Annotated in this window: 20 protein-coding genes; 11 read left to right on the top strand and 9 right to left on the bottom strand. The window is 67.9% G+C overall.

The annotated features are described in order from the left end of the window. Nucleotides 1-109: 109 nt before the first annotated feature. From AC6JAM_RS00335 to AC6JAM_RS00285, 11 genes are all read left to right on the top strand, one after another. Nucleotides 110-2086 carry an APC family permease gene (locus tag AC6JAM_RS00335; RefSeq protein WP_043425214.1) on the top strand — a complete coding sequence of 659 codons (1977 nt, stop codon included), beginning with the start codon at nucleotides 110-112 and terminating at the stop codon, nucleotides 2084-2086. Then, on the top strand, nucleotides 2083-3471 hold the full coding sequence (locus tag AC6JAM_RS00330) for a class I SAM-dependent RNA methyltransferase (protein ID WP_495635592.1): 1389 nt from the start codon (nucleotides 2083-2085) through the stop codon (nucleotides 3469-3471). The genes AC6JAM_RS00335 and AC6JAM_RS00330 overlap by 4 nt, the downstream gene beginning before the upstream one ends. Nucleotides 3472-3636: 165 nt before the next feature. Next, nucleotides 3637-6462 carry an aconitate hydratase gene (locus AC6JAM_RS00325; RefSeq protein WP_056393627.1) on the top strand — a complete coding sequence of 942 codons (2826 nt, stop codon included), beginning with the start codon at nucleotides 3637-3639 and terminating at the stop codon, nucleotides 6460-6462. 128 nt (nucleotides 6463-6590) lie between these two features. Next, nucleotides 6591-8564: a 1-deoxy-D-xylulose-5-phosphate synthase gene (gene dxs / locus AC6JAM_RS00320; RefSeq protein ID WP_478222003.1), complete on the top strand. Its 1974-nt coding sequence runs from the start codon at nucleotides 6591-6593 to the stop codon at nucleotides 8562-8564. Continuing rightward, nucleotides 8561-9178, top strand: coding sequence for a DUF402 domain-containing protein (locus AC6JAM_RS00315; RefSeq protein WP_018770741.1), 618 nt, complete (start codon nucleotides 8561-8563; stop codon nucleotides 9176-9178). The genes dxs and AC6JAM_RS00315 overlap by 4 nt, the downstream gene beginning before the upstream one ends. After that, a complete protein-coding gene (locus AC6JAM_RS00310) occupies nucleotides 9175-9735 on the top strand; it encodes a hypothetical protein (RefSeq protein WP_478222002.1) in 561 nt (186 codons plus the stop codon). The genes AC6JAM_RS00315 and AC6JAM_RS00310 overlap by 4 nt, the downstream gene beginning before the upstream one ends. 9 nt (nucleotides 9736-9744) lie before the next feature. After that, on the top strand, nucleotides 9745-10722 hold the full coding sequence (locus tag AC6JAM_RS00305) for an aldo/keto reductase (RefSeq protein ID WP_497933750.1): 978 nt from the start codon (nucleotides 9745-9747) through the stop codon (nucleotides 10720-10722). A gap of 6 nt (nucleotides 10723-10728) precedes the next feature. Continuing rightward, on the top strand, nucleotides 10729-11754 hold the full coding sequence (locus AC6JAM_RS00300) for a nucleoside hydrolase (RefSeq protein ID WP_018770744.1): 1026 nt from the start codon (nucleotides 10729-10731) through the stop codon (nucleotides 11752-11754). Nucleotides 11755-11939: 185 nt separating this feature from the next. Further along, nucleotides 11940-12827, top strand: coding sequence for an ECF transporter S component (locus AC6JAM_RS00295; RefSeq protein WP_497933749.1), 888 nt, complete (start codon nucleotides 11940-11942; stop codon nucleotides 12825-12827). Between the two features lie 10 nt (nucleotides 12828-12837). Continuing rightward, nucleotides 12838-13626: an energy-coupling factor transporter transmembrane component T gene (locus AC6JAM_RS00290; RefSeq protein WP_223994820.1), complete on the top strand. Its 789-nt coding sequence runs from the start codon at nucleotides 12838-12840 to the stop codon at nucleotides 13624-13626. Next, the gene (locus AC6JAM_RS00285) at nucleotides 13619-15310 is read left to right on the top strand and encodes an ABC transporter ATP-binding protein (RefSeq protein ID WP_497933748.1); all 1692 of its coding nucleotides are present in this window, start codon (nucleotides 13619-13621) and stop codon (nucleotides 15308-15310) included. Before AC6JAM_RS00290 ends, AC6JAM_RS00285 begins: the two co-directional genes overlap by 8 nt. Nucleotides 15311-15350: 40 nt before the next feature. Here the strand turns inward: AC6JAM_RS00285 and AC6JAM_RS00280 are convergent, their stop codons facing one another. The 9 genes from AC6JAM_RS00280 to AC6JAM_RS00240 all read right to left on the bottom strand — a co-directional run bounded on the left by AC6JAM_RS00280 (nucleotide 15351) and on the right by AC6JAM_RS00240 (nucleotide 25510). Continuing rightward, nucleotides 15351-17513 (bottom strand): 3-hydroxyacyl-CoA dehydrogenase NAD-binding domain-containing protein, encoded by a 2163-nt coding sequence (locus AC6JAM_RS00280; protein ID WP_497933747.1) that lies wholly within the window; start codon nucleotides 17511-17513, stop codon nucleotides 15351-15353. Beyond that, a complete protein-coding gene (locus tag AC6JAM_RS00275; protein WP_497933746.1) occupies nucleotides 17510-18784 on the bottom strand; it encodes a thiolase family protein in 1275 nt (424 codons plus the stop codon). The genes AC6JAM_RS00280 and AC6JAM_RS00275 overlap by 4 nt, the downstream gene beginning before the upstream one ends. A 118-nt stretch (nucleotides 18785-18902) precedes the next feature. Next, nucleotides 18903-20237 (bottom strand): HRDC domain-containing protein, encoded by a 1335-nt coding sequence (locus AC6JAM_RS00270; RefSeq protein ID WP_144599647.1) that lies wholly within the window; start codon nucleotides 20235-20237, stop codon nucleotides 18903-18905. Nucleotides 20238-20249: 12 nt separating this feature from the next. Further along, entirely contained in the window at nucleotides 20250-20942 is a 693-nt protein-coding gene (locus AC6JAM_RS00265) for a DUF3000 domain-containing protein (protein WP_056393644.1), read from the bottom strand. Between the two features lie 57 nt (nucleotides 20943-20999). Continuing rightward, nucleotides 21000-22097 carry a threonine aldolase family protein gene (locus AC6JAM_RS00260; RefSeq protein WP_018770752.1) on the bottom strand — a complete coding sequence of 366 codons (1098 nt, stop codon included), beginning with the start codon at nucleotides 22095-22097 and terminating at the stop codon, nucleotides 21000-21002. A 58-nt stretch (nucleotides 22098-22155) separates the two neighbouring features. Continuing rightward, nucleotides 22156-22902: an SDR family NAD(P)-dependent oxidoreductase gene (locus AC6JAM_RS00255; RefSeq protein WP_018770753.1), complete on the bottom strand. Its 747-nt coding sequence runs from the start codon at nucleotides 22900-22902 to the stop codon at nucleotides 22156-22158. Beyond that, a complete protein-coding gene (locus tag AC6JAM_RS00250; RefSeq protein ID WP_497933744.1) occupies nucleotides 22899-24266 on the bottom strand; it encodes a DUF6421 family protein in 1368 nt (455 codons plus the stop codon). The genes AC6JAM_RS00255 and AC6JAM_RS00250 overlap by 4 nt, the downstream gene beginning before the upstream one ends. 171 nt (nucleotides 24267-24437) lie before the next feature. Further along, nucleotides 24438-25004 carry a peptide-methionine (R)-S-oxide reductase MsrB gene (gene msrB, locus AC6JAM_RS00245; RefSeq protein ID WP_478221995.1) on the bottom strand — a complete coding sequence of 189 codons (567 nt, stop codon included), beginning with the start codon at nucleotides 25002-25004 and terminating at the stop codon, nucleotides 24438-24440. Nucleotides 25005-25018: 14 nt separating this feature from the next. Continuing rightward, nucleotides 25019-25510: a hypothetical protein gene (locus AC6JAM_RS00240; protein WP_478221994.1), complete on the bottom strand. Its 492-nt coding sequence runs from the start codon at nucleotides 25508-25510 to the stop codon at nucleotides 25019-25021. Nucleotides 25511-25636: the final 126 nt, after the last annotated feature.

Below are 25636 nucleotides of genomic sequence, written 5' to 3'. Positions count from 1 at the left end.
TCCATATGTAAGTCAGGATCGTGCAGCTAGAACTCTACCGGCACGGCCCTGGTTAGGCCCGGCCGGGGCCCGTCATGACATCGTCCGCGATTCAGACTAGCTTTGTGGGGTGTTGACAATACTGAACGCCGTCAAACGCGTGCTGGTGGGCAGGCCGTTCCGGAACGACCGGCTGGCCCATACCCTGCTTCCCAAGAAGATCGCACTGCCGATCTTCGCCTCCGACGCCCTTTCCTCCGTAGCCTACGCGCCGGACGAGATCCTCCTGACCCTTGCCCTGGCAGGTGTGAGCGCCGTGGCGATCTCGCCCCTGGTGGGACTGGCGGTGATGGTGGTCCTGCTGACCGTTGTCGCTTCCTACCGGCAAAACGTCCACGCGTACCCGTCGGGCGGCGGCGACTACGAGATCGCCAACGTAAACCTCGGCAAGTACGCCGGGCTGACGGTAGCCTCGGCCCTCCTGGTGGACTATGTCCTGACCGTTGCCGTGTCCATGTCCTCGGCAGCGGCGTACCTCACCACTGCTGTACCGTCACTGCACGGTGAGCAGGCCGTCATCGCCACCATCGGCGTCGTCATCCTTGCCCTGGTCAACCTGCGCGGCATCAAGGAAGCGGGCAGCGTATTCGCCGTCCCCACCTACATCTTCATGGCATCGATCCTGGGCATGACCGCGGTGGGCGTGTTCCAGGCCGCAACGGGGCAGCTGGGGGAGGCGCCGTCGGCGGCCTTCACCATCGTCCCCACGGAAGGCTTCGACCAGGGCCTGGTGGGCCTGGCCGGCGCGTTCCTGCTGCTCCGGGCCTTCTCCTCCGGCGCCGCAGCGCTTACGGGCGTGGAAGCGATCAGCAACGGCGTGCCGAACTTCAGGCACCCAAAGAGCAAGAATGCGGCCACCACCCTCCTGCTCCTGGGGGTGATCGGCGCCGCGATGCTGGCCGGCATCATCTACCTGGCCAACGCCACCAAGGTCCACATCGTGCTGGATCCGGCCACGGAATTCCTGCTCGACGGGAACCCGCTGCCGGAGGGATACGTCCAGAACCCGGCCATCAGCCAGATTGCCCAGACCATCTTCGGCCCGGGCAGCATCCCGTTCTACATCGTGGTGGCGGCCACCGGCGTCATCCTGGTGTTCGCGTCCAACACGGCCTTCAACGGCTTCCCGGTCCTCGGCTCCATCCTGGCCCAGGACGGCTACCTTCCCCGCCAGCTCCGGACCAGGGGCGACAGGCTTGCGTTCAGCAACGGTGTCCTTGCCCTCGCGGCAGGCGCCCTGGTGCTCATCATTTCGTTCGACGCGGACGTCACCAAGCTCATCCAGCTCTACATCGTGGGCGTCTTCATCTCCTTCACCCTCAGCCAGCTCGGCATGATCCGGCACTGGGGGCGCGAGCTGAAGCTTGCCAAGGACAAAGCCGTCCGGCGCCGGATGATGAAGTCCCGCACCATCAACAGCATCGGCTTCGGCATGACCGGGCTGGTGCTGGTCATCGTCCTCATCACCAAGTTCGAACAGGGCGCCTGGATCGCCCTCCTGGCCATGTTCGTCCTCTTCCTGATCATGTGGAGCATCCGGGCGCATTACGACAACGTGGCCAAGGAACTCGCGGTGGATGAGGACTCCTCACCCCGGGCCCTGCCCACCAGGGTGCACGCCGTCCTGCTGGTGTCCCACGTCCGCAAACCCGTCCTGCGTGCGCTGGCCTACGCCCGTGCGTCCCGGCCCTCCCGGCTGGACGCCATAACGGTGGACATCGACGCGGAGGAAACGGCCCACACCATCGCCGACTGGGAAAAGCTCGAAATCCCGGTCCCGCTGACCGTCCTGGCCAGCCCCTACCGCGAGACGGTCACGCCCATCATGGAGTACATCAAGCAAATGCGCCTGGACTCCCCGCGGGACCTGATCGTGGTCTACATCCCGGAATACGTGGTGGGCAAGTGGTGGGAGCAGCTGGTGCATAACCAGACCGCCCTGCGCATCAAGACCCGCCTGCACTTCGAACCCGGAGTCATGGTGGCCAGTGTTCCGTGGCAGCTCAAATCATCCGAAGAAGCAAAGAACCTCCAGGACGTCCAGTGACCGCAAGAACTTCAACAGCCGCGCCGCAGGCACCGGACGCTGCCGGGCATGCAGGCGAAGAGGCGGTCCTCGACGTCGGGCCCGTGGCCCATGGCGGGCACTGTGTTGCGCGGCATGAGGGCAGGGTCATCTTTGTCCGGCACGCCATCCCGGGAGAGAAAGTCCGGGTCCGGCTGACCGATGCAGCGGACGACGCCAAGTTTTGGCGGGCGGACGTCATCGAGGTGCTCGAGGCTTCCCCCGACCGGGTGGAGCACTTTTGGCATCCTGCGGATTCCCGCCGGGCATGGGGCCACGGCCACCCGCCTGTGGGGGGTGCGGAGTTCGGGCACATGACACTGGCCCGGCAGCGCAGCCTCAAGGCGGATGTCCTGGCCGAACAGCTCACCCGGCTGGCCGGCTTTGAGCAACTGCCCGCCGCCTGGGCGGGCAGCGTGGAGGCGGTAGGGGAAAAGTACGACGGCGGCACCGGCCTTGGGTGGCGCACACGGGCCAGCTTTTCGGTCACCCCCGGCGGCAGGCTGGGAATGCACGCTCACCGTTCCAACCAGATCATCCCGGTGCGGGAGATGCCCCTGGCCAGCGGCGCCATCAACGCGCTGCGCTTGTGGGACCTGGACCTCCAGGGCATCGAGCGGGTTGAGGTGGCCGCTCCGGCCAACGCTTCCCGGCCCCTGGTGCTCCTTGCGCCCGCGCCCGGGACAAAGGACAAACGGCTGAGGGCAATTGCTGCGGAAGTGCCGGGGGACGTTTCCGTGGCGGCCTTTGATGCGCTGACCGGTGACGTGACACAGCTCCGCGGCCGGACCTGGGTGCAGGAGTCCGCCGAGGGACACGATTTCCGCGTTACCGGAGAGGGCTTCTGGCAGATCCACCGCGACGCGCCCGGGACACTTGTGGGGGCTGTCACAGAATTCCTCCGGCATGGAGACTTCCTCCACCCCGGAGCCGTGGTGGCCGACCTCTACGCAGGAGCCGGGCTCTTCACCGCTGTCCTGGCCGACGCAGTGGGGGAGACCGGGTCCGTGCTCTCGGTCGAAGGAGCGCCCGGCGCCAGCCGCGACGCCCGGAAAAACCTGCACTCCGCGCCGCAGGTGGAGGTGGTCCAGGGCCGCGTGGAACGGGTCCTGCGCCAGAAGCCGCGGAATTTCGACGCCCTGGTCCTTGACCCGCCCAGGGCCGGAGCCGGGAAAGCCGTCGTCGGCCAACTCGTTGCCTCGCAGCCCCGGGCCATTGCCTACGTGTCCTGCGACCCGGCGTCGTTCGCCCGTGACCTGGGTTACTTCCGCCGCTCAGGGTGGGACCTCGCCGGCCTCCGGGCCTTCGACCTGTACCCCCACACCCACCACCTTGAGACCGTGGCACTGCTGGCTCCGGCTCCGTGATGCGGCCGCGGTTTTGGACTACGATGACCGTAGTAGTCCCACGTCGCGCCCGAATTCTCGGCCGGCCGTGTGCAATTTTCGGGCCCTGTAACTACTTAGGGCGTCCTAACTAGCAGGCGGTCAACCGCGCGACAAAGATGAAACTGTTGCGAGAGGAGTCCTGCGATGAGCACTGTGGACAGCTTCGGTTCAAAAGGCAAACTTAATGTAGCCGGAACCGAATACGAAATTTTCCGGTTGAACTCCGTTGAAGGTGCAGAAGCCCTTCCGTTCAGCCTCAAGGTATTGCTTGAAAACCTGCTGAGGACCGAGGACGGCGCGAACATCACTGCCGATCACGTTCGCGCTTTGGCAGGCTGGGATCCGAATGCGGAGCCCGATACAGAAATCCAGTTCACGCCGGCACGCGTGATCATGCAGGACTTCACCGGCGTTCCCTGCGTGGTTGACCTGGCGACGATGCGTGAAGCCGTCAAGGAACTGGGCGGCGACCCCAAGCGGGTCAACCCGCTGGCGCCGGCCGAGATGGTTATCGACCACTCGGTCCAGATCGATGCCTTCGGCAACTCCGGCGCGCTGGAGCGCAACATGGAGATCGAATACCAGCGCAACGGTGAGCGCTACCAGTTCCTGCGCTGGGGCCAGACCGCATTCGACGACTTCAAGGTGGTTCCCCCGGGAACCGGCATTGTGCACCAGGTCAACATCGAGTACCTGGCCCGCACCGTCATGACCCGCGAAGTGGGCGGCGTCCTGCGTGCCTACCCTGACACCTGCGTTGGCACCGACTCCCACACCACCATGGTCAACGGCCTGGGCGTGCTGGGCTGGGGCGTGGGCGGCATCGAAGCCGAGGCCGCCATGCTCGGCCAGCCCGTCTCCATGCTGATCCCGCGCGTTGTGGGTTTCAAGCTCAGCGGCAGCATCCCCGCCGGCGCCACCGCAACCGACGTAGTGTTGACCATCACCGAGATGCTCCGCAAGCACGGCGTGGTGGGCAAGTTCGTGGAGTTCTACGGCGAGGGTGTCGCAGCGGTGCCGCTGGCCAACCGCGCCACCATCGGCAACATGAGCCCGGAGTTCGGCTCCACGGCTGCCATGTTCCCGATCGACGACGTCACCCTGGACTACCTGCGCCTCACCGGCCGCTCCGAGCAGAACGTCGCCCTCGTGGAGGCGTACGCGAAGGAACAGGGCCTGTGGCACGACGCGTCGCGCGACATCAAGTTCTCCGAGTACCTGGAGCTGGACCTGTCCACCGTTGTCCCGTCCATTGCAGGCCCCAAGCGCCCGCAGGACCGCATCGAGTTGACCGAGGCCAAGGACGAGTTCCGCCACGACCTCAAGAACTACGTGTCCCATGACGCCAACGCGGGCACCCTGGACGAGTCCCTCGAAGAGAGCTTCCCGGCCTCCGACGCCCCGTCCTTCACCTCCGGCGGAACCCACGTCTCCGACACCGACCGCGAACCGCCGAAGTATTCGGCGGCCCACGGCGGCGCCGGGCGGATCACCAGCCCGGTTCCCGTGAAGATGGCTGACGGACGCGAGTTCGAGCTGGACCACGGCGCGGTCACCATCGCGTCCATCACGTCATGCACCAACACGTCCAACCCCTCGGTCATGCTGGCCGCCGCCGTCCTGGCGCGCAACGCCGTCGAAAAGGGCCTCACCGCCAAGCCGTGGGTCAAGACCTCAGTCGCCCCGGGTTCGAAGGTTGTCACCGACTACTACGAAAAGTCCGGCCTGACCCCCTACCTGGAGAAGCTCGGCTTCTACATCGTGGGCTACGGCTGCGCCACCTGCATCGGCAACTCCGGCCCGCTGGAACCCGAGATCTCCGAGGCCATCCAGGCCAACGACCTCGCCGTCAGCGCCGTCCTGTCGGGCAACCGCAACTTCGAAGGCCGGATCAACCCGGACGTCAAGATGAACTACCTGGCGTCCCCGCCGCTGGTCATCGCCTACGCCCTGGCCGGTTCCATGGACTTCGACTTCGAGACCGACGCGCTCGGCAAGGACGAGGCCGGCAACGACGTCTTCCTGAAGGACATCTGGCCCAACCCCGTTGAGGTCCAGCAGGTCATCGATTCCTCGATCGACAAGGAAATGTTCGCCAAGGGCTACGAGGGCGTCTTCGACGGCGACGACCGCTGGAAGGCACTGGACACCCCGGCTGGCGACACCTTCGCCTGGGATCCGAACTCCACCTACGTCCGGAAGCCCCCGTACTTCGAGGGCATGCAGGCGACGCCGGAACCGGTCAAGGACATCACCGGCGCCCGCGTGCTGCTGAAGCTCGGCGACTCCGTCACCACCGACCACATCTCACCGGCCGGTTCGTTCAAGTCCGACACCCCCGCCGGCCAGTACCTGCTGGCCAACGGCGTGGAGCGCAAGGACTTCAACTCCTACGGCTCGCGCCGTGGCAACCACGAGGTGATGATCCGCGGTACGTTCGCGAACATCCGCATCAAGAACCAGCTCCTGGACGGTGTTGAGGGTGGCTTCACCCGCGACTTCACCCAGGCTGACGGCCCGCAGGCCTACGTCTACGACGCCGCGCAGAACTACCAGGCAGCCGGCACCCCGCTGGTGGTCCTGGCCGGCAAGGAGTACGGCTCCGGTTCGTCCCGTGACTGGGCCGCCAAGGGTACCGCCCTGCTGGGTGTCAAGGCTGTCATCGCCGAAAGCTACGAGCGCATCCACCGCTCCAACCTGATCGGCATGGGCGTCCTGCCGCTGCAGTTCCCGGCCGGGGAGAACGCTGCCAGCCTGGGCCTGACCGGCACGGAAACCTTCTCGGTGGAGGGCGTCACTGCCCTGAACGAGGGCACCACGCCCAAGACCCTGAAGGTCACCGCCACCGCCGAGGACGGCTCCTCGAAGTCGTTCGACGCCGTCCTGCGCATCGATACGCCGGGTGAAGCGGACTACTACCGCAACGGCGGCATCCTGCAGTACGTGCTGCGCCAGATCTCCGCCAACTAGCGGTAACTGCCAGCAGGCACCATCCTCCCGAAGCCCCGGCCGGTCACCGACCAGCCGGGGCTTCGGCTTTGCAGCCAAGCCAAGGCGTTAGAGTTAAACGGCACGTCTACCACCCGAAGGAGGGGTCATTGGGAATCTTGGACACCATCCGGAATCCGCAGGACCTGAACGAGTTGACCGAGAAACAGCTGGAACAGCTGGCCTCGGAGATCAGGGAATTCCTGATCACTAACGTTTCCCAGACGGGCGGCCACCTCGGACCCAACCTCGGCGTCGTGGAGCTGACGCTGGCCGTGCACCGCATTTTCGAATCGCCCCGCGACAGCATCGTCTTCGACACGGGCCACCAGTCCTACGTCCATAAGCTGCTGACCGGACGCCAGGACTTCAGCACCCTTCGCCAGGAAGGCGGACTCTCCGGCTACCCCGCGCGGGCCGAATCGGAGCACGACATCGTCGAAAGCTCCCACGCATCCTCCTCCCTGTCCTGGGCCGACGGCATCTCCCGCGCCCGCCAGCTCACGGGAGAAGGCGACAGGCACGTCGTCGCCATCGTGGGCGACGGCGCCCTCACCGGAGGGATGGCCTGGGAAGCCATCAACAACATCGCCGCGGACAAGAAGCGCCGCGTCGTCATCGTGGTCAACGACAACGGCCGCTCCTACGCACCCACCGTCGGCGGATTCGCCGACTACCTTGCCTCCCTGCGCCCCACCATCGACTCCTTCCGCGCCGCGCCGGCGTATGAGGGCGCACTGGACTGGTGGAAGAAGAAGCTCCAGAACGGTGGCCCGGTGGGCCAGTTCACCTACAAGAGCCTGCATGCCATGAAGAAGGGCATCAAGGACTGGTGGGCCCCGCAGGGCATGTTCGAGGACCTGGGCATGAAATACATCGGTCCGGTGGACGGGCACAACCTCCAGGCCATGGAACACGCGCTCTCCACCGCCAGGAACTACGGCGGCCCCGTCATCGTCCACGCCATGACGGAGAAGGGCCACGGCTACGCTCCTGCCCGGGCCCATGAAGCAGACCAGTTCCACGCCGTCGGCATCATCGACCCCGAGACCGGCGAACCAACCGGCAGTGGGGGCGCCCAGTCCTGGACCTCCGTCTTCGCCGATGAGATCGCCGCCATCGCCGACGAGCGCGAGGACATTGTCGGCATCACCGGCGCCATGCTGATCCCGGTGGGCCTGCACAAATTTGCGGCCAAGCACCCCGAGCGCGTCATCGACGTCGGGATCGCCGAACAGCATGCGCTCACCGCGGCCGCCGGCATGGCCTTTGGCGGGCTGCATCCGGTGGTTGCCGTCTATGCCACTTTCCTGAACCGTGCCTTCGACCAACTGCTGATGGACGTGGCCCTGCACAAGGCAGGCGTCACCATTGTCCTGGACCGTGCAGGGGTCACCGGCCCGGACGGCGCCAGCCACCACGGCATGTGGGACATGGCCATGGTCCAGATCGTCCCCGGCCTCCACCTGGCAGCGCCCCGCGACGCCACCCGGCTCCGGGAGGAACTGCGCGAAGCGGTGGCCATCAGCGACGCCCCCAGCGTGGTCCGCTTCTCCAAGGGCTCCGTTGGTCCGGCGGTCGAGGCGCTGGAGCGGTTGAGCGACGGCGTGGACATCCTTGCCCGCCGCCCCTCCGGCTCCACCGAGAACGACGTCCTGATCGTCAGCGTCGGCGCGATGTCCGAGCTGGCCCTCGACGTTTCCAACCGGCTCGGGGCGCAGGGCATCAGCACCACCGTAGTGGATCCGCGCTGGGTCCTCCCGGTCCGCCGTTCCATCATCGCGCTGGCCTCGCACCACCGGCTGGTGATCTGCATCGAAGACGGCGTCCGCGCCGGTGGCGTGGGATCGCGCATCCGGCAGGAGATGCGGGCGGCAGGCGTGGACACCGCCCTGAACGAGGTTGGCCTGCCCGTCGAATTCCTGGAGCATGGCACCCGCAACCAGGTGCTGGAGCGCGTTGGGCTGACCGCCCAGCAGATCACTCACGACGTCGTTGCGCAGGTCCTGGGAACCAAGGTTCCGTTTGCGCGGCCCCTGCCCGGGCAGCAGCACCCCACCACCGGCAGCCTCCCGATCCTGTGAGGGACGAGGACGAGCTGAAGTATCCCGGCCCCGCCGGGGAGTCCGGACCGGTCCTGCACACCACCACCACGCGCGTTCCCAACGGCCTAAAGCCGGGACAGCTGGTGGTCTCCCGGAACCGGAAGTGGAACGGCAAGGCCCACTGGGTGGTGCCGGGCCGGTACCTGGGCGAAGACCGGCACGGGTGGTGGATTTTCCAGGGCACCAACGAGTTCTGTTCCCGCCCCGGCGCCGCGTTCTACACGCGCTCCGACGCCGTCCTGCTGGTGCCGCGCGAGGGTGACTGGGTGGCCACGTTCTACGACTCCGCGCATCCGGCGGGAGTACGGGTCTACATCGACCTGGCGGTGGGCCACGAATGGACACACATCCGGCCGGCGGTGACCGAGTTCCACGTGATCGACATGGACCTGGACGTCATCCGGACGGCTGACCGCGGCGTCTTCATCGACGACCAGGACGAGTTCGCCGAACACAGCGTCTCCATGCGCTACCCGCAGCAACTGATTGAAGACATCCAGGCCGCAGCGGACGGGCTTTACCACGCCGTGAAGGCACAGCAGGCGCCATTCGACGGCACCGACGTCGAATGGTTTACAGAAGGACGTAAATGAGCGGCATTGTCAGGGTCTACAAGCGCGACGACGAGGGCACCCTCCACTTCCGGGAGGCCTGGTTCGACGATGAGTACTCCCAGTTCGTCATGAACTTCGGCGCCGTGGGGCACCAGAGCAAAACCGAGGAAACCGACGTCCCGGATGCTGCTGCCGCGGAGGGCCTCCTCGACGCCTTCGCAGCCCAGTGCGCGGAGGACGGCTACGCCGAGATCCCCACCGAGGAACAGTTCTGGGTGGTGGCGCAGTTCGCGCTCAAGACCAGGGAGGGCACCGACCGGGACCGCTACCTGGAGCAGAAGGCCACGGACGCCCTGATCAGCCACCTCGCCTGGCGCGGCCTGGGCACGGTGGAGCGGTCCGAATTCACTGACTACAAGCTCAACATCTTCTGCCTCTGCCCGGACGTGAACAAGGCCGTCAACGCCATCAAAGTCTGCGCCCGCGGCGAGGACCTTGACTTCACCAAGCTCAGCATCGGCGCCGCCCCCTACGGCGACCCTGACCACTTCAAGCTCAAGCACTCAGCCAAGCCTGCCAGCAACTTCACCCTCTAGGAGGCGTCCTTGACCAGTTACCGCCGCGTTGGAAAATCCGGCCTGACCGTCTCCACCGTGGGCCTTGGCTGCAACAACCTTGGCCGCGCCAATACCGCCACCGAGACGCAGGACGCCACGGACGCCGTCGTCCACGCAGCGGTGGATGCCGGCATCACCCTCTTCGACGTTGCCGACACCTATGGGCGGGAGCCCGGATTGAGCGAAACCATGCTCGGCAAGGCCCTCGGAAACAAGCGCTCCGGCGTCGTCCTGGCCACCAAGTTCGGCATGGACATGAAGGGCGGCAGCGGGCCGGACTTCGGCGCCCGCGGGTCGCGGCGCTACATCATCCAGGCGGTGGAGGCCTCGCTGCGGCGCCTCGGCACGGACTGGATCGACCTCTATCAGTTCCACACCCCGGATCCGCTGACCCCCATCGATGAGACCCTCGCGGCGCTGGACACCCTGGTCCGCAGCGGCAAGGTCCGCTACATCGGCCACTCCAACCGTTCCGGCTGGCAGATCGCCCAGGCGGAGTACGTGGCCCGCGAACTGGGCACGGCCCGCTTCATCTCCACCCAGAACCACTACAACCTCCTGGACCGCCGTGCCGAGCTTGAGGTGACGCCCGCCGCGGAGGAGTTCGGGCTCGGTGTCCTGCCGTATTTCCCGCTGGCCAACGGACTCCTCACCGGCAAGTACTCACCGGGCCATGCCCCGGAGGGGTCCCGGCTCAGCCACACCCGCACCAACATGGTGGACGACGCCGACTGGGACCAGTTGGGCCGGTTCAGCGCCTTCGCGAAGGAACGCGGGCTGACCGAAATCGAGGTGGCCTTCTCCTGGCTTGCCGCCCAGCCCTCGGTGGCCAGCGTCATCGCCGGGGCCACCAGGCCGGAGCAGGTCAGGCAGAACGCGGAAGCGGCGAACTGGGTCCCCACGCCCGGAGACCTGGCTGACCTGGAGGGGATCTTCCCGGCAGTGCCCAAGGTCGCGCTCTTCTAGGCCGCCGTGCCCGCCTACCTCCTGGATGTTGACACCGGGATCGACGACGCCCTGGCCCTTGCCTACCTGGCCGCCCTCCCGGACACGGAGATCGTGGCGGTCACGGCCTCTCCCGGCAACGTGGACGCGGACCAGGTTGCCCGCAACACCCTGGCCCTGCTGGAACTGTGCGGCAGGTCCGGGGTCCAGGTGGCGGTTGGTGCCCGCCAGCCCCTGTCCATCCCGCTGCTCACCACCCCTGAGACCCACGGACCGCAAGGGATCGGGTACGCCGTGCTGCCCGAACCCGCCGGGCGGCTCTGCGACCGGGACGCCGTGGACCTCTGGATCGAACATGCCAGGGCCAGGCCAGGCGAGCTCACCGCGCTCATCACCGCACCGCTGACCAACTTCGCCCTGGCCCTGCGCAAGGAACCGGAACTGCCCAACCTCCTGGCCAAGGCAGTAATCATGGGCGGCGCCTTCTACCACCAGGGCAACACCACCCCCACCGCCGAGTGGAACACGCACGTGGATCCGCACGCCGCCAAGGAGGTCTACGCCGCGTACCGGGGATGGCCGCTGGAGAAACTCCCCATCGTCTGCTCCCTTGACACCACCGAACGCATTGAACTGCACCCGGCCCACGTCACGGCGCTGGCCCGGGCCGCGGGTGCCGGCGTTCCCGAACTGCTGCTCCCGGAACAGCCGGAAGGGCGGCGCAGCACCTCCGACAACACCCTCATCAGGCACCTTTCAGATGCCCTGCGGTTCTACTTTGAATTCCACCGGCTCTACGACCAGGGATACCTGGCCCACGTCCACGACTTCTTTGCCGCAGGAGTCGCGGCAGGCACGCTCGAGTACACGGCGCGGACCGCCACCGTGGACGTCGAAACGGATTCGCCGCTCCTGGCGGGAACCACTGTGGCCGACTTCCGCGGGCTCTGGGGCACACCCCCAAACGCCAGGATTGTCGCCACCAACAACCCGGAGCAGGCGTTCCGCGAACTCGTGTCCGCCATCGGAAGCCTGGCCCGCCGGGTTGGCTGACAGGGCAGGGGCGGACCCGTCATGACCGGGCCACCCGGCACGGGACGCTGCCGGACGATGGCCGGTAGAATGGGCCACGGACCGGCCCGGCGCAGTTGCCGCCGGCTGCTGCCGAGGTGACATAGGCAGCCACACTCCGGCCCGGCACTGCCGGGCCACTGCCTGCACCCAAAGGAACATTCCCCATGTCATCGCCCTCTTTGACGCTTCCGTCCCAGGAACGCCCGGCGGCCCGCCGCCGGCTGCTGGAGATCCTCGGCGCCCTGGCCATCGCGGCCACCTATGTCTACCTGGTGCTCAACCAGCCGGCAGACATCACCGGAGGTCCGGGCAGCGCATCGGCCCTGATCGCCCTCACCGGCTTCCTGGCAGGCGCAGTCCTGCTGATCGTCGCCGTCCTGCCCACGCTGCCCGCGTCCACCCTGGTGCTCATTCCGGTGGCCCTGGTCCTGAACATCGTGCTCGGCCAGTTCGTTGGCAGCACCCTGGTTCCCTTCTACCTCGACGCCATCGGCACGGTGTTGATCGCGGTCCTGGCCGGCCCGGCCGCCGGTGCCGCCACCGGAGCGCTCAGCAGCATCGTCTGGTCCTTCTTCAACCCCACGGTGCTTCCGTTCGCAGCCGGCGCCGCGCTCATTGGCTGCCTCGCCGGGCTGGCAGCACGCTACGGCCTCTTCCGCCGCTTCTACCTGGCTCCCGTGGCCGGTTTCGCCACCGGAATCCTCGCCGGCGTGGTGTCCGCCCCGGTGGCCGCCTTCGTCTTCGGCGGCACCTCCGGCGTGGCCACGGGGGCCATCGTCAGCGCCTTCCGGGCCATGGGGGACACCCTCCTGGCCGCGATCACCAAGCAGGCACTGATCTCCGACCCTATGGACAAGGCCATCGTGTTCACAGTCGTGGCCATCCTGGTCTATGCGCTGCCCCGCAGGGCACGCCTGCAGTTCCCTTTCGTGCGGCGCCACCGGGTCCTGGCCGGCAACACCCCCGTGGAGGCCGCGGCTGACGCTCCCGCACAGGGGCCCGGGCACGGTCCCGCGCAGGGCACCTCCCCGGATTCTGCACGGAAGGGCTGACCGCAACGCTGTGACGGCACCATCGGCAGGCAGGACGGCAGCGCCGGCCAGGCGGGAACGCCTTAACCCGCTGACGTCGCTGACGGCTGCCGCGGCCACGGCGGCCATTACGACGGCGGCCGGCACCTGGCCGCTGTCCCTCGCCGTGGTTGCCGCCTGCCTTGGCCTGTCCGTGGCGGGCGGCACGGCCCGGCGGGTGCTCCCGGCGGCTGCGGCAGTCCTGGTCCCGCTTGGCCTGTCGCTGCTGTGGCTGCACGGACTGTTCTTCCCGGAGGGCAGGACCGTCCTGGCAGAGTGGGGACCTGCCCGTATCACCCAGGAGGGCCTGGCCTTCGCCGGGCAGCGGTTCCTGCAGCTGGCGGCCGTGGTCCTGGCCCTCCTGCTGTTCTCCTTCAGCGTCCGCGTGCCCGACCTCGTGGCGGCCTTGTCCGCCCGCGGCGTACAGGGCCGGTTCGCCTTCGTACTGGCGTCCACCCTGACCCTGCTGCCGGCCATCGCCGCCCGGGCGCAGCGTATCCGGCAGGCCCAGGAATCACGCGGCCTGGTGGTCTCCCGCAGCCTGGTGTCCAGGTTGGGCGCGTTCCGGCTGCAGGCCGTTCCGCTGGTCCTCTCCCTGATCGATGATGCCGGCACCCGTGCTGCCGCCCTGGAAGCCCGGGGACTCAGCAACACCGGGCCGCGGACCAGCTACCGCGAGGTTGCTGATTCCGGCCGGCAGCGGACAGTACGCATCGTGCTGGTGCTCGCTGCCCTGGCGGCAGTGGTTCTCCGGGTAGTGCAGGCGGGCGCAGGTGGCTGAGCCCATAGTGTCCCGCGGCCAACGCAACGCCGGTAATGCGGGCAATGCCAGCAATGACAGTAATGCAGGCAATGACAGTAATGCGGGCAATGACAGCCATGCCGGTGATGCGGCTACGTCAGGCAAGCCGGTGCTGGCCGCCGGGATCCGGCACTTCACCTTCCACGACGGGCAGGTCCCGGCCCTGCAGGATGTCGCCATATCTCTTGCACCGGGCTCCTTCACGGCCATCCTGGGCGCCTCCGGAAGCGGGAAGTCCACCCTGGGCCGCCTGCTGGCCGGTTGGCTGCCTCCGGGCGGCCACGGATCGCTGGCAGGGTTCCTTGAGTTGTCCGGCACGCGCCTGGAGTTTGCCGGCGGCGCGGGGGACCCGCGGATCGATCCCGCCCAGTGGGGCCGCCACGTGGGCTTTGTCCCCCAGGACCCCGGCGCCGTGCTGTCCACCGTCCGCGCCACGGTGGCGGAGGAACTCGCGTTTGGACTGGAGAATGCCGGTACGGGGCGTGGTGACATGCAGGCGGCGGTGCAGCGCACGGCGGGGCTGCTGGGACTTCAGGGCCTGCTGGACCAGGACCCCGGGACGCTTTCCGGTGGCCAGCTCCGCCGGCTGGCCATCGGCTGCGCCATCATCGCCGGACCTCCTGTGCTGGTCATGGACGAGCCCTTCGCCTCCCTGGACGCGGCAGGGGCGGAGGATCTTGCCACCCTGGTCCTGGACCTGCTGAAGCGGGGTACCGCCGTCGTAATCCTCAGCCAGGTGGTCGACCCCCTGCTCCTGGACGCAGACACATGGGTGGTACTCGCTGGGGGCATGGTCACGGCAGCGGGGCATCCCGCCGGTATGGGAGCGGGGCATTCCGGAGATGGCGGTGTCCCGCCAGTGCTGCCCCGGGCAATCAGGCGTCCTGCCGTGCCGGAGTCCGCGGTACCGCCAAGGCGGCCTGCAGCCCGGCAGACGGGGCCGGCTGCCCTGCAGCTCCGCGGCGTCTCCTTCGCGTACCCGGACCCGCAGGTTCGCGGAAAAGAAAGCCGCAGAAGATGGGGCAGGGCGGCACCGGCGGGCGGCCTGAACACAGGCACCCCAGTGCTGCAGGACATCAGCCTGCAGGTCCACCCGGGGGAGATCGTGGCGGTCACCGGGCCCAACGGCGCTGGAAAATCGACGCTCCTGCGGCACTTCAACGGGCTGCTGCGACCCACCGCGGGAACTGTCCTGGTCAGCGGCAGCGACATCTCAAGCGACCCCGTCGGACGGACCGCTGCATCCGTGGGCCTGTTGTTCCAGCAGCCGCGCGACCAGCTGTTTGAACGGACCGTACTGCGGGAGGTCAGCTTCGGGCTGGAGCGATTGGTGGGCCGGGACATGGTTGCCGGCCGCGCCGCCGCGGCGCTTCAGGCCGTCGGGCTGGCGGAGGCCGCCGACGAGCACCCCGCCGAGCTGCCGGCATCCGCCCAGCGCCTCCTGGCGCTGGCCACCGTCCTGGCGCGCAGGCCCGCCGTCCTGGCGCTGGACGAACCTACCGTGGCACTGGACGGGGACGGGCTGGCCCTGCTGGACGCCGCCGTCGGATCGGCAGCAGCGGCGGGCGCCGCCGTCGTGCTGGTCACCCATGACCTGGGCTACGCACGGACGGCGGCGCACCGGCTCCTGACGCTCGACGGCGGCCGGCTGACCCCGGCCTGACAGGCAGCACCCACCGTCCTGGCTGCCGGCCTGGTGCCGGTTACCCTGCGGCGGGGGACGCGACGCCCGGTGCCAGGAAACGCCTGCCGTTGACCCGCTCCGCGGCCCCCACCCGGTCCAGGTACGGCGTGATGCCACCCAGGAACATGGGCCAGCCCGCGCCCAGGATCATGCACAGGTCGATGTCCTCGGGTCCGGCGACGACGCCCTCGTCCAGCATGAGGCCGATTTCCTCAGCCAGGGCATCCTGGACGCGGTGCAGCACCTGCTCCGCCGTGGACGGGCTGGAGCCAAAGGACAGCAGCTCAAGCGTGGACTGGGGGATGGTCCGCGAACCGTCCGGGGCGGTCTCCCACAGTGCTTTGACGTTGTTGTCGATGAGCTTCTTGAGGTTATCGGAGACCGGGAAGCGGTCGCCGAAGGCGGCGTTCAGGGACTCCTGGACATGCTGCGCAACGGGCAGGCCCACCATGGCCAGCAGCGTGAACGGCGTCATGGGCAGCCCCATGGGCCGCAACGCGGCGTCCGCCACCTCCGCCGGGGTGCCCTCGTCGAAGGCCGCCGTGACTTCCCCCATGAGCCTCAGCAGGATGCGGTTGACCACGAACGCGGCCGCATCCTTGACCAGCACGCCGTTCTTCTTCAGCGCCTTGGCCAGTTCGAAGGCGGTGGCCAGCACGGCATCGTCCGTGCGCGGGGCGCGGACGATTTCCAGCAGCGGCATCACAGCCACGGGATTGAAGAAGTGGAAGCCCACCAGCCGTTCGGGATGCTGCAGGTCCGCGGCCATTTCCGTCACGGAGAGCGAGGACGTGTTCGTGGCCAGGATGCACTCCGGCGCCACGATGCCTTCCAGCTCGGCGAAGACCTGCTTCTTGATGTGCAGTTCCTCGAAGACGGCCTCGATCACGAAGTCGGCGTCAGCGAAGGCGTCCTTTGACACCGAGCCCGTCACCAGCGCCTTGGTCCGGTTGGCCGCGTCCTGGCTTAGGCGCTGCTTGGCCAGCAGCTTGTCCACCTCGGCGTGGACGTACGCAACGCCTTTGTCCACGCGCGCCTGGTCGATGTCGGTCAGGACCACGGGCACCTTCAGCTGGCGGGCAAAAAGCAGGGCCAGTTGGCCGGCCATCAGTCCGGCGCCCACCACGCCCACCTTGGTGACGGGCCGGGCCAGCTTGCGGTCAGGGGCGCCGGCCGGGCGTTTGGCACGCTTCTGCACCAGGTCGAGGAAGGCGTAGACGGTGGAGCGGAACTCATCCGTCTGCATCAGCCCGGCCAGTGTTTCGCATTCCAGCGCGGCGGACTCCGCCGCTGTCATGGTGCGGTTTGCCTCGAGGATGTCCAGGACCTTGGCTGGGGCTGGGGAGGCGTTGGAGGTCTTGGCCTCGACGAAGGCCCGCCCCGCGTCCACCGCGGCGGCCCAGCGGGTTGCCGCGTCAGGGGAGGAAGGGTCGACGGCGTTGGCCCGCTCCGGGACCACCTCACCGGAGATGACACCGGCCGCCCAGGCCAGCGACTGTTCCAGGAAGTCTGCAGGCTCGAAGAGGGCGTCGGCGATGCCCATGCCGAATGCCTGCGCACCGGTGAGGGGGCGGTTGTTGCTGAGCGGGTTTTCGATCATGACCTTTACGGCATTTTCCGGGCCCACCAGGCGGGGAAGGATGTAGACGCCGCCCCAGCCGGGCACCAGGCCAAGGAAGGCTTCCGGAAGCGCCAGGGCACCCGCCCCTGTGGACACCGAGCGGTAGGTGGACTGCAGGGCGATTTCCAGGCCGCCGCCCAGCGCGGCGCCGTTGATGAAGGCGAAGCTGGGGACGCCAAGGTTTGCCAGGGTTGCATAGACGTCGTGGCCCAGCTGTGCCATCCACAGCCCGTGCTCACGCTTTTCCAGCGACTTCACGGCGGAGAGGTCCGCGCCCGCCACCAGGTAATGCGGCTTGCCGGTCACCCCGACGCCAACAATCTCGCCACGGGCCGCACGGTCGCGCAGGCCCTCCAGGACGGTGCCGAGCTCCACCAGGGTGTTGGGGCCCAGGGTGGTGGGTTTGGTGTGGTCCAGGTCGTTGTCCAGGGTGACGAGGGCAAAGGTGCCCGGGCTGGGCCTGCCCGCCGTGCCTGGCAGGGCGATGTCCTGCACATAGGAGTGGGTCACGGTTTCGTTGGGGAAAAGGTCCGCCAACTTGCGGTAATCTGCGGCGCTCATGCCATGGCTCCTTCGGAAACGGCGGCGGTCTTCCCGGAGGGGGTTCCGCTGTAGTCGGGGTGGTGCGGGTTCTCCCAGATCACCGTGCCGCCCATGCCAAGGCCCACGCACATGGTGGTGATCCCGTACCGCACGGAGGGGTCCTCTTCGAACTGGCGGGCCAGCTGGATCATCAGCCGGACACCGGAGGAGGCAAGGGGGTGCCCCACGGCGATGGCGCCGCCGTACCGGTTGACCCGGGGGTCGTCGTCGGCGATGCCGTAGTGGTCAAGGAAGCTCAGGACCTGGACGGCGAACGCCTCGTTGATCTCGAACAGGCCGATGTCCCCGATGGTCAGCCCGGCGTTCTTCAGTGCTTTCTCGGTGGCCGGGACGGGGCCGATGCCCATCACCTCGGGCTCCACCCCCGCATAGGCGTAGCTCACCAGCCGCATCTTCACGGGCAGCCCCAGCTCTGCGGCGGCCTCGGAGGAGGCAAGGACAGCGGCGGTTGCGCCGTCGTTCAGGCCGGCGGCGTTTCCGGCAGTAACCCGGCCGTGGGCCCGGAACGGCGTGCGCAGGGCGGCCAGGTCGTCCATGGTGGTGCCCGGGCGCGGCGGTTCGTCCTTGCTGTGGACGGTCCAGCCCTCGCCCGGCTTCCGGGCGGCAACGGGAACCAGGTCCGGCTGGATCCTGCCGTCCCGGTAGGCGGCTGCCAGCTTGTCCTGCGAGGCCACCGCGTAGGCATCGGTGCGCTGCTTGGTGATGGCGGGGAAGCGGTCGTGCAGGTTCTCGGCCGTGTTTCCCATGTTCAGGGCTGCCGGGTCCACCAGCCGCTCGGACATGAACCGGGGGTTGGGGTCGGCGCCGGAGCCCATGGGGTGGTGGCCCATGTGTTCCACTCCGCCGGCAACCACCACGTCGTAGGCGCCGAATCCGATGCCGCCGGCCGTGGTGGTGACGGCCGTCATGGCACCGGCGCACATCCGGTCGATGGCGAAGCCGGGGACCATCCGGGGGAGACCGGCCAGCAGCGCGGCGGTCCGGCCCAGGGTGAGGCCCTGGTCGCCGGTCTGGGTGGTGGCGGCAATGGCCACCTCATCGATCCGCTCCGAAGGCAGGGACGGGTTGCGGCGAAGGAGGCCGCGGATGCACTTCACGATCAGGTCGTCGGCCCGGGTTCCGGCGTAAATTCCTTTCTCGCCGGCCCTGCCGAAGGGTGTGCGGATGCCGTCCACAAAGACGACGTCGCGGACAGTGCGCGGGGATGCGCCGCTTCCGTGCTGGCTCACGTGTAACTCCTCATCGAGACGTAGCGCCGGGCGCATGCCGGAGTGCGGCACTCACCTGGCGTCGGTACACCGATGTTACTCGTGAGTAACTTAGCCTGCAAGGGCTGACGCGAAAAGGTTATTGGCCGGCCGCCGCAGCGGCCTGTTTGGGTTCCTTGGGTGGAAGCGGCTGCGGGTCCAGGAAGGCGGCGGAGATCAGCGGAGCCGTGAGTTCCACCTGCCACGGGCGGGCACCCAGGGTCCGCAATTCCGCGGAAATCGAGTCTTCAGTGACGTCCGCGGGCGGCCGCCAGGCCACGCGCCGGAGGTAGTCGGGCGTCAGGAGGTTCTCCAGCGGGAGGTTCAATTCCTCGGCTTTCGCCTGGAGCAGGGGCCGGGCCGTGGCCAGGCGGGCAGCGGCTTCCGGATCGCGGTCGGCCCAGACCCGCGGCGGCGGCGGGGCGTTGGTGGCCAGGTGCAGGGGTGGCAGGTCCTCCAGGTCCCGGGCGGCCGCGATGCAGCGCAGCCACCGCGGCGCTTCGCGCTGGGCAGCGCGCCCGTGGAACCCCTTGGTGGTGAGCAGCTGTGGGACGGTGGCGGGCATGGCCTTCGCCGCGGCGACGAGGGCCGAGTCGGGGAGCAGCCGGCCCGGTGCCACATCGCGTTTTTGCGCCAGCGAGTCGCGTTCCAGCCACAGTTCGCGGACTGCGGCCAGCTGGCGGCGGTCCCGGATCTGGTGCAGGCCCGAGGTCTTCCGCCACGGGTCAACGCGCGGGGGAGCGATGCCCGCTGCGAGGATTGCCGCAAATTCCTGCTGGGCGTACTCCAGTTTCCCGTCCGCCTCCAGCAGCTCGATAAGTTCCTCGCGCAGTTCGGTCAGGACTTCCACGTCCAGGGCGGCATAGCGCAGCCAGGGCTCCGGCAGGGGCCGGGTGGACCAGTCGGCCGCGGAGTGTTCCTTGGCAAGCCCGAATCCCAGCAGCTGCTCGATGACGGCGGCCAGGCCTACCCGGGGCAGCCCGGCCAGGCGCGCGGCGAGTTCGGTGTCAAAGAGCTTGTCCGGCCACATCCCGAGCTCGGAAAGGCAGGGCAGGTCCTGGGTGGCGGCGTGCAGGATCCATTCGACGCCCCGTAGGGCGTCGTTGATGATGTCCAGGTTCTCGAACGGTTCGGGATCGATCAGCCAGGTTCCGGCGCCCTCGCGGCGGATCTGGACCAGGAAGGCGCGCTGTCCGTAGCGGAAACCTGATGCGCGCTCGGCGTCCACGCCGGCGGGTCCGGTGCCGGCGGCAATGGCCGCGGCACACCGCTCCAGGCCGGACGCAGTTTCGATGACCAGCGGAACGCCGTCCCGGGGGGAGTCAAGGTCGATGATTTCGGGGATGGGGCTGTCAAAGCCCTCCACCGTGATGTGGGATGCGGCAGCAGCAGCCGGGACGCCGGCCGTGGTGTTTTCCGGAATGTTTGGGGTCATGATGCCCCCAGTTTACCGGGCTGCCCCGTAACCGTTCTGCTGGCTTCGCCGACGGGGTGGGAGTGCGGTGACGCCGTCGGGGAGCGGCGGCAGACCGGCGAACGTGCACACCATGTCGGACCAGGCCTCAAGGTGGGCCTGTACGTCGGAGGAAGCGGGCGTCCAGGAGGCCCGGAGTTCGATGTCGATGGACCCGGGCCGCCCGGCCAGTGTCCCGAAGCTTTCGGAGAGGACGCGGGTGGCGGTGCCGCCGGCGGCCCGGTATGCCGCCTTGTGGTTTTCCAACGCCTCCACCAGCCAGGTCCACGCCACGGTTCCCAGCATCTGGTCGTTGCCCATTTCCGGTTCCAGCTCTGCACGGATGTAGGTGACAATCCGGAACTCGCCGTCCCAGACCGCCGAGCCATCCGGATCGTGCAGCAGGATGAAGCGTCCGGTAGCCAGCTCCGTTTCGTCCTCGTCCGCCGGTCCCGGGGCGGCCGTTCCGGATGCGGCGGCAAACGCCATGGCCGCAGGTCCGTGGACCGGCGTGGCCGGGGTTGCGGCGCCCGGTGCCATCACCTCTGCGCCCAGCGCGACGGCGAAGGGTGCCAGCCGCGCAGGGGCTGGGATCTCCGCGAGGCGAAGTTCCTTCCGGCAGCGGGCTTTCCTGAGGGTTCCCAAGGCGTGGAGAAAATCCGGGGGAACCTGGTCCAGTGCGTTCACCCTGGCAGATTACGGGGCGGGACGGGCCGGGGCAGGAAGGCTCGCCGTCGGGGCCGCTCACCCGGCCTGGCCGGCGCGGTATTCCCGGAGCTCATGGCGGATCGCGGCAGCAAAGGTATCGACGTCCTCCTCCGTGGTGTCAAAGGAACACATCCACCGGACTTCCCCTTTCGCCTCATCCCAGTCGTAGAACCGGAAGGACTTGCGCAGACGGTCCGCCGTGCCGGGGGGAAGGATGGCGAAGACTCCGTTGGATTCGGTTTCCTGGGTGGGCCGGACGCCCTCAATGGTGTCGACGGCGGCACGCAGCCGGGTGGCCATGGCGTTGGCGTGTGCGGCCGAGCGCAGCCACAGGTCGCCTTCCAGCAGGGCGATGAACTGGGCGGACATGAAACGCATCTTGGAGGCCAGCTGCATGTCCATCTTGCGCAGGTAGACCAGGCCATGGGCGGCTTCCGGGTTCAGTGCCACCACTACTTCGCCGAAGAGCAGCCCGTTCTTGGTGCCGCCGAAGGACAGGATATCGACGCCGGCGTCCCGGGTGAAGGCGCGCAGGGGCACGCCCAGGTGGGCTGCCGCGTTGGCCAGCCGCGCCCCGTCCATGTGCAGCTTCATGCCCCTGGCGTGCGCGTGGTCGGCGATGGCACGGACTTCTTCCGGCGTGTAGCAGGTGCCCAGTTCCGTGGTCTGGGTGATGGAGACGGCGAGCGGCTGGGCTCGGTGCTCGTCACCCCAGCCCCAGGCCTCCCGGTCGATCAGTTCAGGAGTCAGTTTCCCGTCCGGCGTGGGTACGTGCAGGAGTTTTAGGCCGCCGATGCGTTCCGGTGCCCCGTTCTCGTCCATGTTGATGTGGGCGGTGGAGGCGCATACCACGGCACCCCAGCGGGGGAGCAGGGACTGCAGCGACAGGACGTTGGCGCCGGTGCCGTTGAAGACGGGGAAGCATTCGATGCCTGGGCCGAAGTGGTCAACCATCAGTTCCTGCAGCCGCGCGGTGTAGTCGTCTTCGCCGTAGGAGACCTGGTGTCCGCCATTGGCTGCGGCAAGGGCTGCCAGGACTTCCGGGTGGACCCCGGAGTAGTTGTCGGAGGCAAATCCGCGCACGTTGGGATCATGCAGCCGCAGCGCCGCACGGGTTTCTGCTGTGGTGGTCATAGGGTTGCTCACGCTTTCAGTTTAGGTACTGCCACGCCAGGCAAAGCCAGACAGGCGGTCAGTCCGCCAGCCGGAGCCGGGCGCCGTTGAGTTCGGCGGACGGAGTGGTGAAAAGCCGGACGACGGCGGCAGCCAGGTCAGTTACGTCCGTTGCCCCCGGGAATTTCCGCTGGGGATGGGCGCGGCGCAGGTCATCGTCCACCAGCGCCTTGACCACCAGGATGGTGGCGGCCGCCGGGCTCCCGCTGCTCCCTGAGGCCTGGCGGAAGCCATCGGCCATGGCCATGGTCCAGGTTTCCGCGGCGGCCTTCGCCGCCACGTAGCTGGCGACCGCTGCGGCGGGCTGATCCAGGGCAGTGGATGAAACCATCGCAAACCTTCCCGACGTGGAGGCGGCGATGTCGTCGAAAAAGACGCGTGACACGTTGCGCAGCGTGGTGATGGCGCCGCGTTCCAGGAAGTCCCAGTCGTCGTCGGACTGGTCCGCGATGCCCTTGGCCCCGCGCCAGCCGCCCACCAGGTGGATCACGCCGTCCACCGCCCCCAAGGCGCCGGTGACGTCGTCGCGAAGCCGCCGGACGTCCGCCAAAACCGCCAGGTCGCACGCAAATGGACTGACGCCGTCGCCCGCTTTCCGCGCTGCCTCCGTGATCCGGGCCTGGTCGGAGCCCGCCGTGGCCACCCGGTGCCCCGCGGCAGCCAGTGCCCGCGCCACGGCGATTCCCGACGCGCCGCTGCCGCCGGCCACCAGGACAGTGAGCGGCCGGGCGGAGGGCGCGCCCCCGGCCGGACCGGCGCTGCTCACAGCGCGGAGCGGCCGGTGATCCCGGCGGTGGACTCAATGACGGGGCGCATCTTCTTCTCCAGTGCCTCGTAGAACATGGACAGCGGGAACTCGTCGTCCAGCACCTGGTCCGTGAGTCCGCGGGGCGTCCCCGCCAACGGCAGCGCGTCCGGGCCCTTGGCCCAGACGGAGGCGGGGTTGGGCGTGACGGTGGCCGAAACCAGCTGGTAGGCCGCCAGCCAGTGGGCGGTCTTGGGACGGTCAATGGACCGCCAGTAGAGTTCGTCGATGCTGGCACCCAGGGCGATCACGGCGTCCGCCACCTCATCCCAGTCGATGGTAAGCCGGGTATCCGTCCAGTGCAGCACGTGGTGCTGGTGCAGCCAGGCAAAGAGGAGCTGGCCGCCCAGGCCATCGTAGTTGCGGACCCGGCTGCCGGTGATGGCGAAGCGGAAAATGCGGTCGAAGATGATTGCGTACTGTACGAGCTTCGCGTGCCGCCGTGCGTCGGGGTCGGCGTCGTCGTCCCTTTCGATCCGCACCGATTCGCGGAAGGCCGTGAGGTCGCAGCGCAGTTCTTCCAGCGAATACAGGAAGTAGGGCATCCGCTGCTTGATCATGAACGGATCGAACGGCAGGTCCCCGCGCATATGCGTCCGGTCGTGGATCAGGTCCCACATCACGAAGGTGGCCTCGGTGAGGTCCTGGTCCGCGAGCAGTTCCGCGGCGGCCTCCGGCAGCTCCAGGGCCGTGATCTCCGCGGCGGCCTTCAGCACGCGGCGGAACCGGGCGGCTTCACGGTCGGCAAAGATGGCGCCCCATGTGAACGTGGGGGTCTGGCTGACGGCCACAGTCTCGGGGAAGAGAACGGCCGAGTTCGTGTCGTAGCCGGGAGTGAAGTCGACGAACCGGATGGGGACGAACAGCTTGTTCGAGTAGTCCCCGGCCTCCAGTCCGGCGATGAATTCGGGCCAGATGACCTCCACCAGCACAGCCTCCACCAGCCTGTTGCTGCTGCCGTTCTGGGTGTACATCGGGAACGCCACAAGGTGCTGCAGCCCGTCGCGGCGGTGCTCCTGCGGCTGGAAGGCCAGGAGCGAGGAGAGGAAGTCGGGGACAGGAAAGCCGCCGGCGGCCCATGCCTCGAAGTCTTTGCAGGCGGCGTCCAGGTAGTCGGCGTCGTGCGGAAAGGCGGGGGCCAGGGCCCGGATGGCGGCCACAATGGCATCCACGTACTGCGCTGCCTCCCCGTGGTCCGCGGGGTTGGGGACGGACCCGTCCTGGACCTGGAGCGCCTGCAGTGCGGTGGCGGCGGCCTTGAGCCGGAGCCAGTCCTGGTCCTGTGCGGAAATCCCGGTGACGGCGGTGGTCAGGGTCTCTGTCATCGTCGGCTGCCTTTCTGGTTGCTTGCTTCTCCGGTGAGCGTAACAAGCAACCAGCAGGACTTATGCCAAAACAACTCATTCGTAAGAAACGCTTAGCCTCGATGGTTTCCGGGAAGGATCGAGACTGTCCCTCCGCTGTGGGATCAGTCCCGGAACGCTGCCCTCTCCGGCTCAGCTTTCCGGCGTACTGTCCCCGGCATCATCCCTGGCCACCAGCCGGAGTGACACCGAATTGATGCAGTAGCGCTGGTCGGTGGGCGTTCCATACCCCTCGCCCTCAAAGACGTGGCCCAGGTGCGAGTCGCACGACGCGCACCGCACCTCAATCCTTTCCATGCCCAGGGTCCTGTCGTGGATGTAGCGCACATTCCCCTCAGCCAGCGGAGCCCAGAAGGAAGGCCAGCCGCAGTGCGAGTCAAACTTTTCGTTGCTGGTGAACAGTTCGGCGCCACACGCCCGGCACTGATACACACCCTCTGTGTGGGTATCCCAGTACTCACCGGTGTAAGGGCGCTCGGTTCCGGCCTGCCGCAGCACGTGGTACTCCTCCGGCGTCAGTTCCTCCCGCCACTGTTCATCGCTCTTCCTGACGGCAGTTTCCGGGATGCCGGTGTCCTGCTGAGGGGTGTCCTGCCTGGCAGTGTCATGCCGGGCCGGGTCCTGCGTGGCATTGGCCGGTGCCCCGCCAACAACGCCTGCCGACTTGTTACCGAAGATGCTGTTTCCAAAGATGCTCATAGCATTCCCAACGCTCAGGAGTCGCCGATAAATCCCGAGCCCGCGTACAGGTGGAGCACAGGGACACCGAGCTGGTCCTGCGCCTTGTTGGCCCAGTCGGTGTGGAAGGTATCGGCCACGGCATGCGGCCTGGTGATCACCACGGCCTGCGCGGCGCCGGTTTCCCGGACCTTCGCCACAAGGCCGTCCACCGCCTTCCCCTCCACCACCTGGCCGGTCACACCCGAGCCCAGGCCCTCCAGCGCGGCAAGCGAGGTGGCGAGTGTTTCATCCGCGTGCGCCCGCTCGGCGGCGGCGTCCGGGTTGCGGCCGGCGAGTTCCCGGAATGCCTTGGCAACGTCCAGCATGGAGAGGTTTTCGAGGAAGTCCACGAGCAGGTGGCGCTCGGTGTTCGCAGGGACCAGGACCAGCAGCCGGCTGTCCGATCCATCCACCAGCCGTTCAATGTTCACGCGGTCGTCCGCGCCCAGGGGTTCTTCGGTCAGGATGATGATCGGATCACTCATGGCCTTAGCCTAGCGCCGCTCGGGGGCGCCTGCACCGCACTTGGAGAAAGTGCCGGAACACGACCGGAGAGCCGTGCGCCGCCGTGCCGTTCCTGCCCGGGAATGCGGGTATCGGCGGCAACGCCG

It is taken from the genome of Arthrobacter sp. GmRoot5-12 (assembly GCF_059739365.1).
This window is presented reverse-complemented; position numbering and strand designations above follow the sequence as displayed.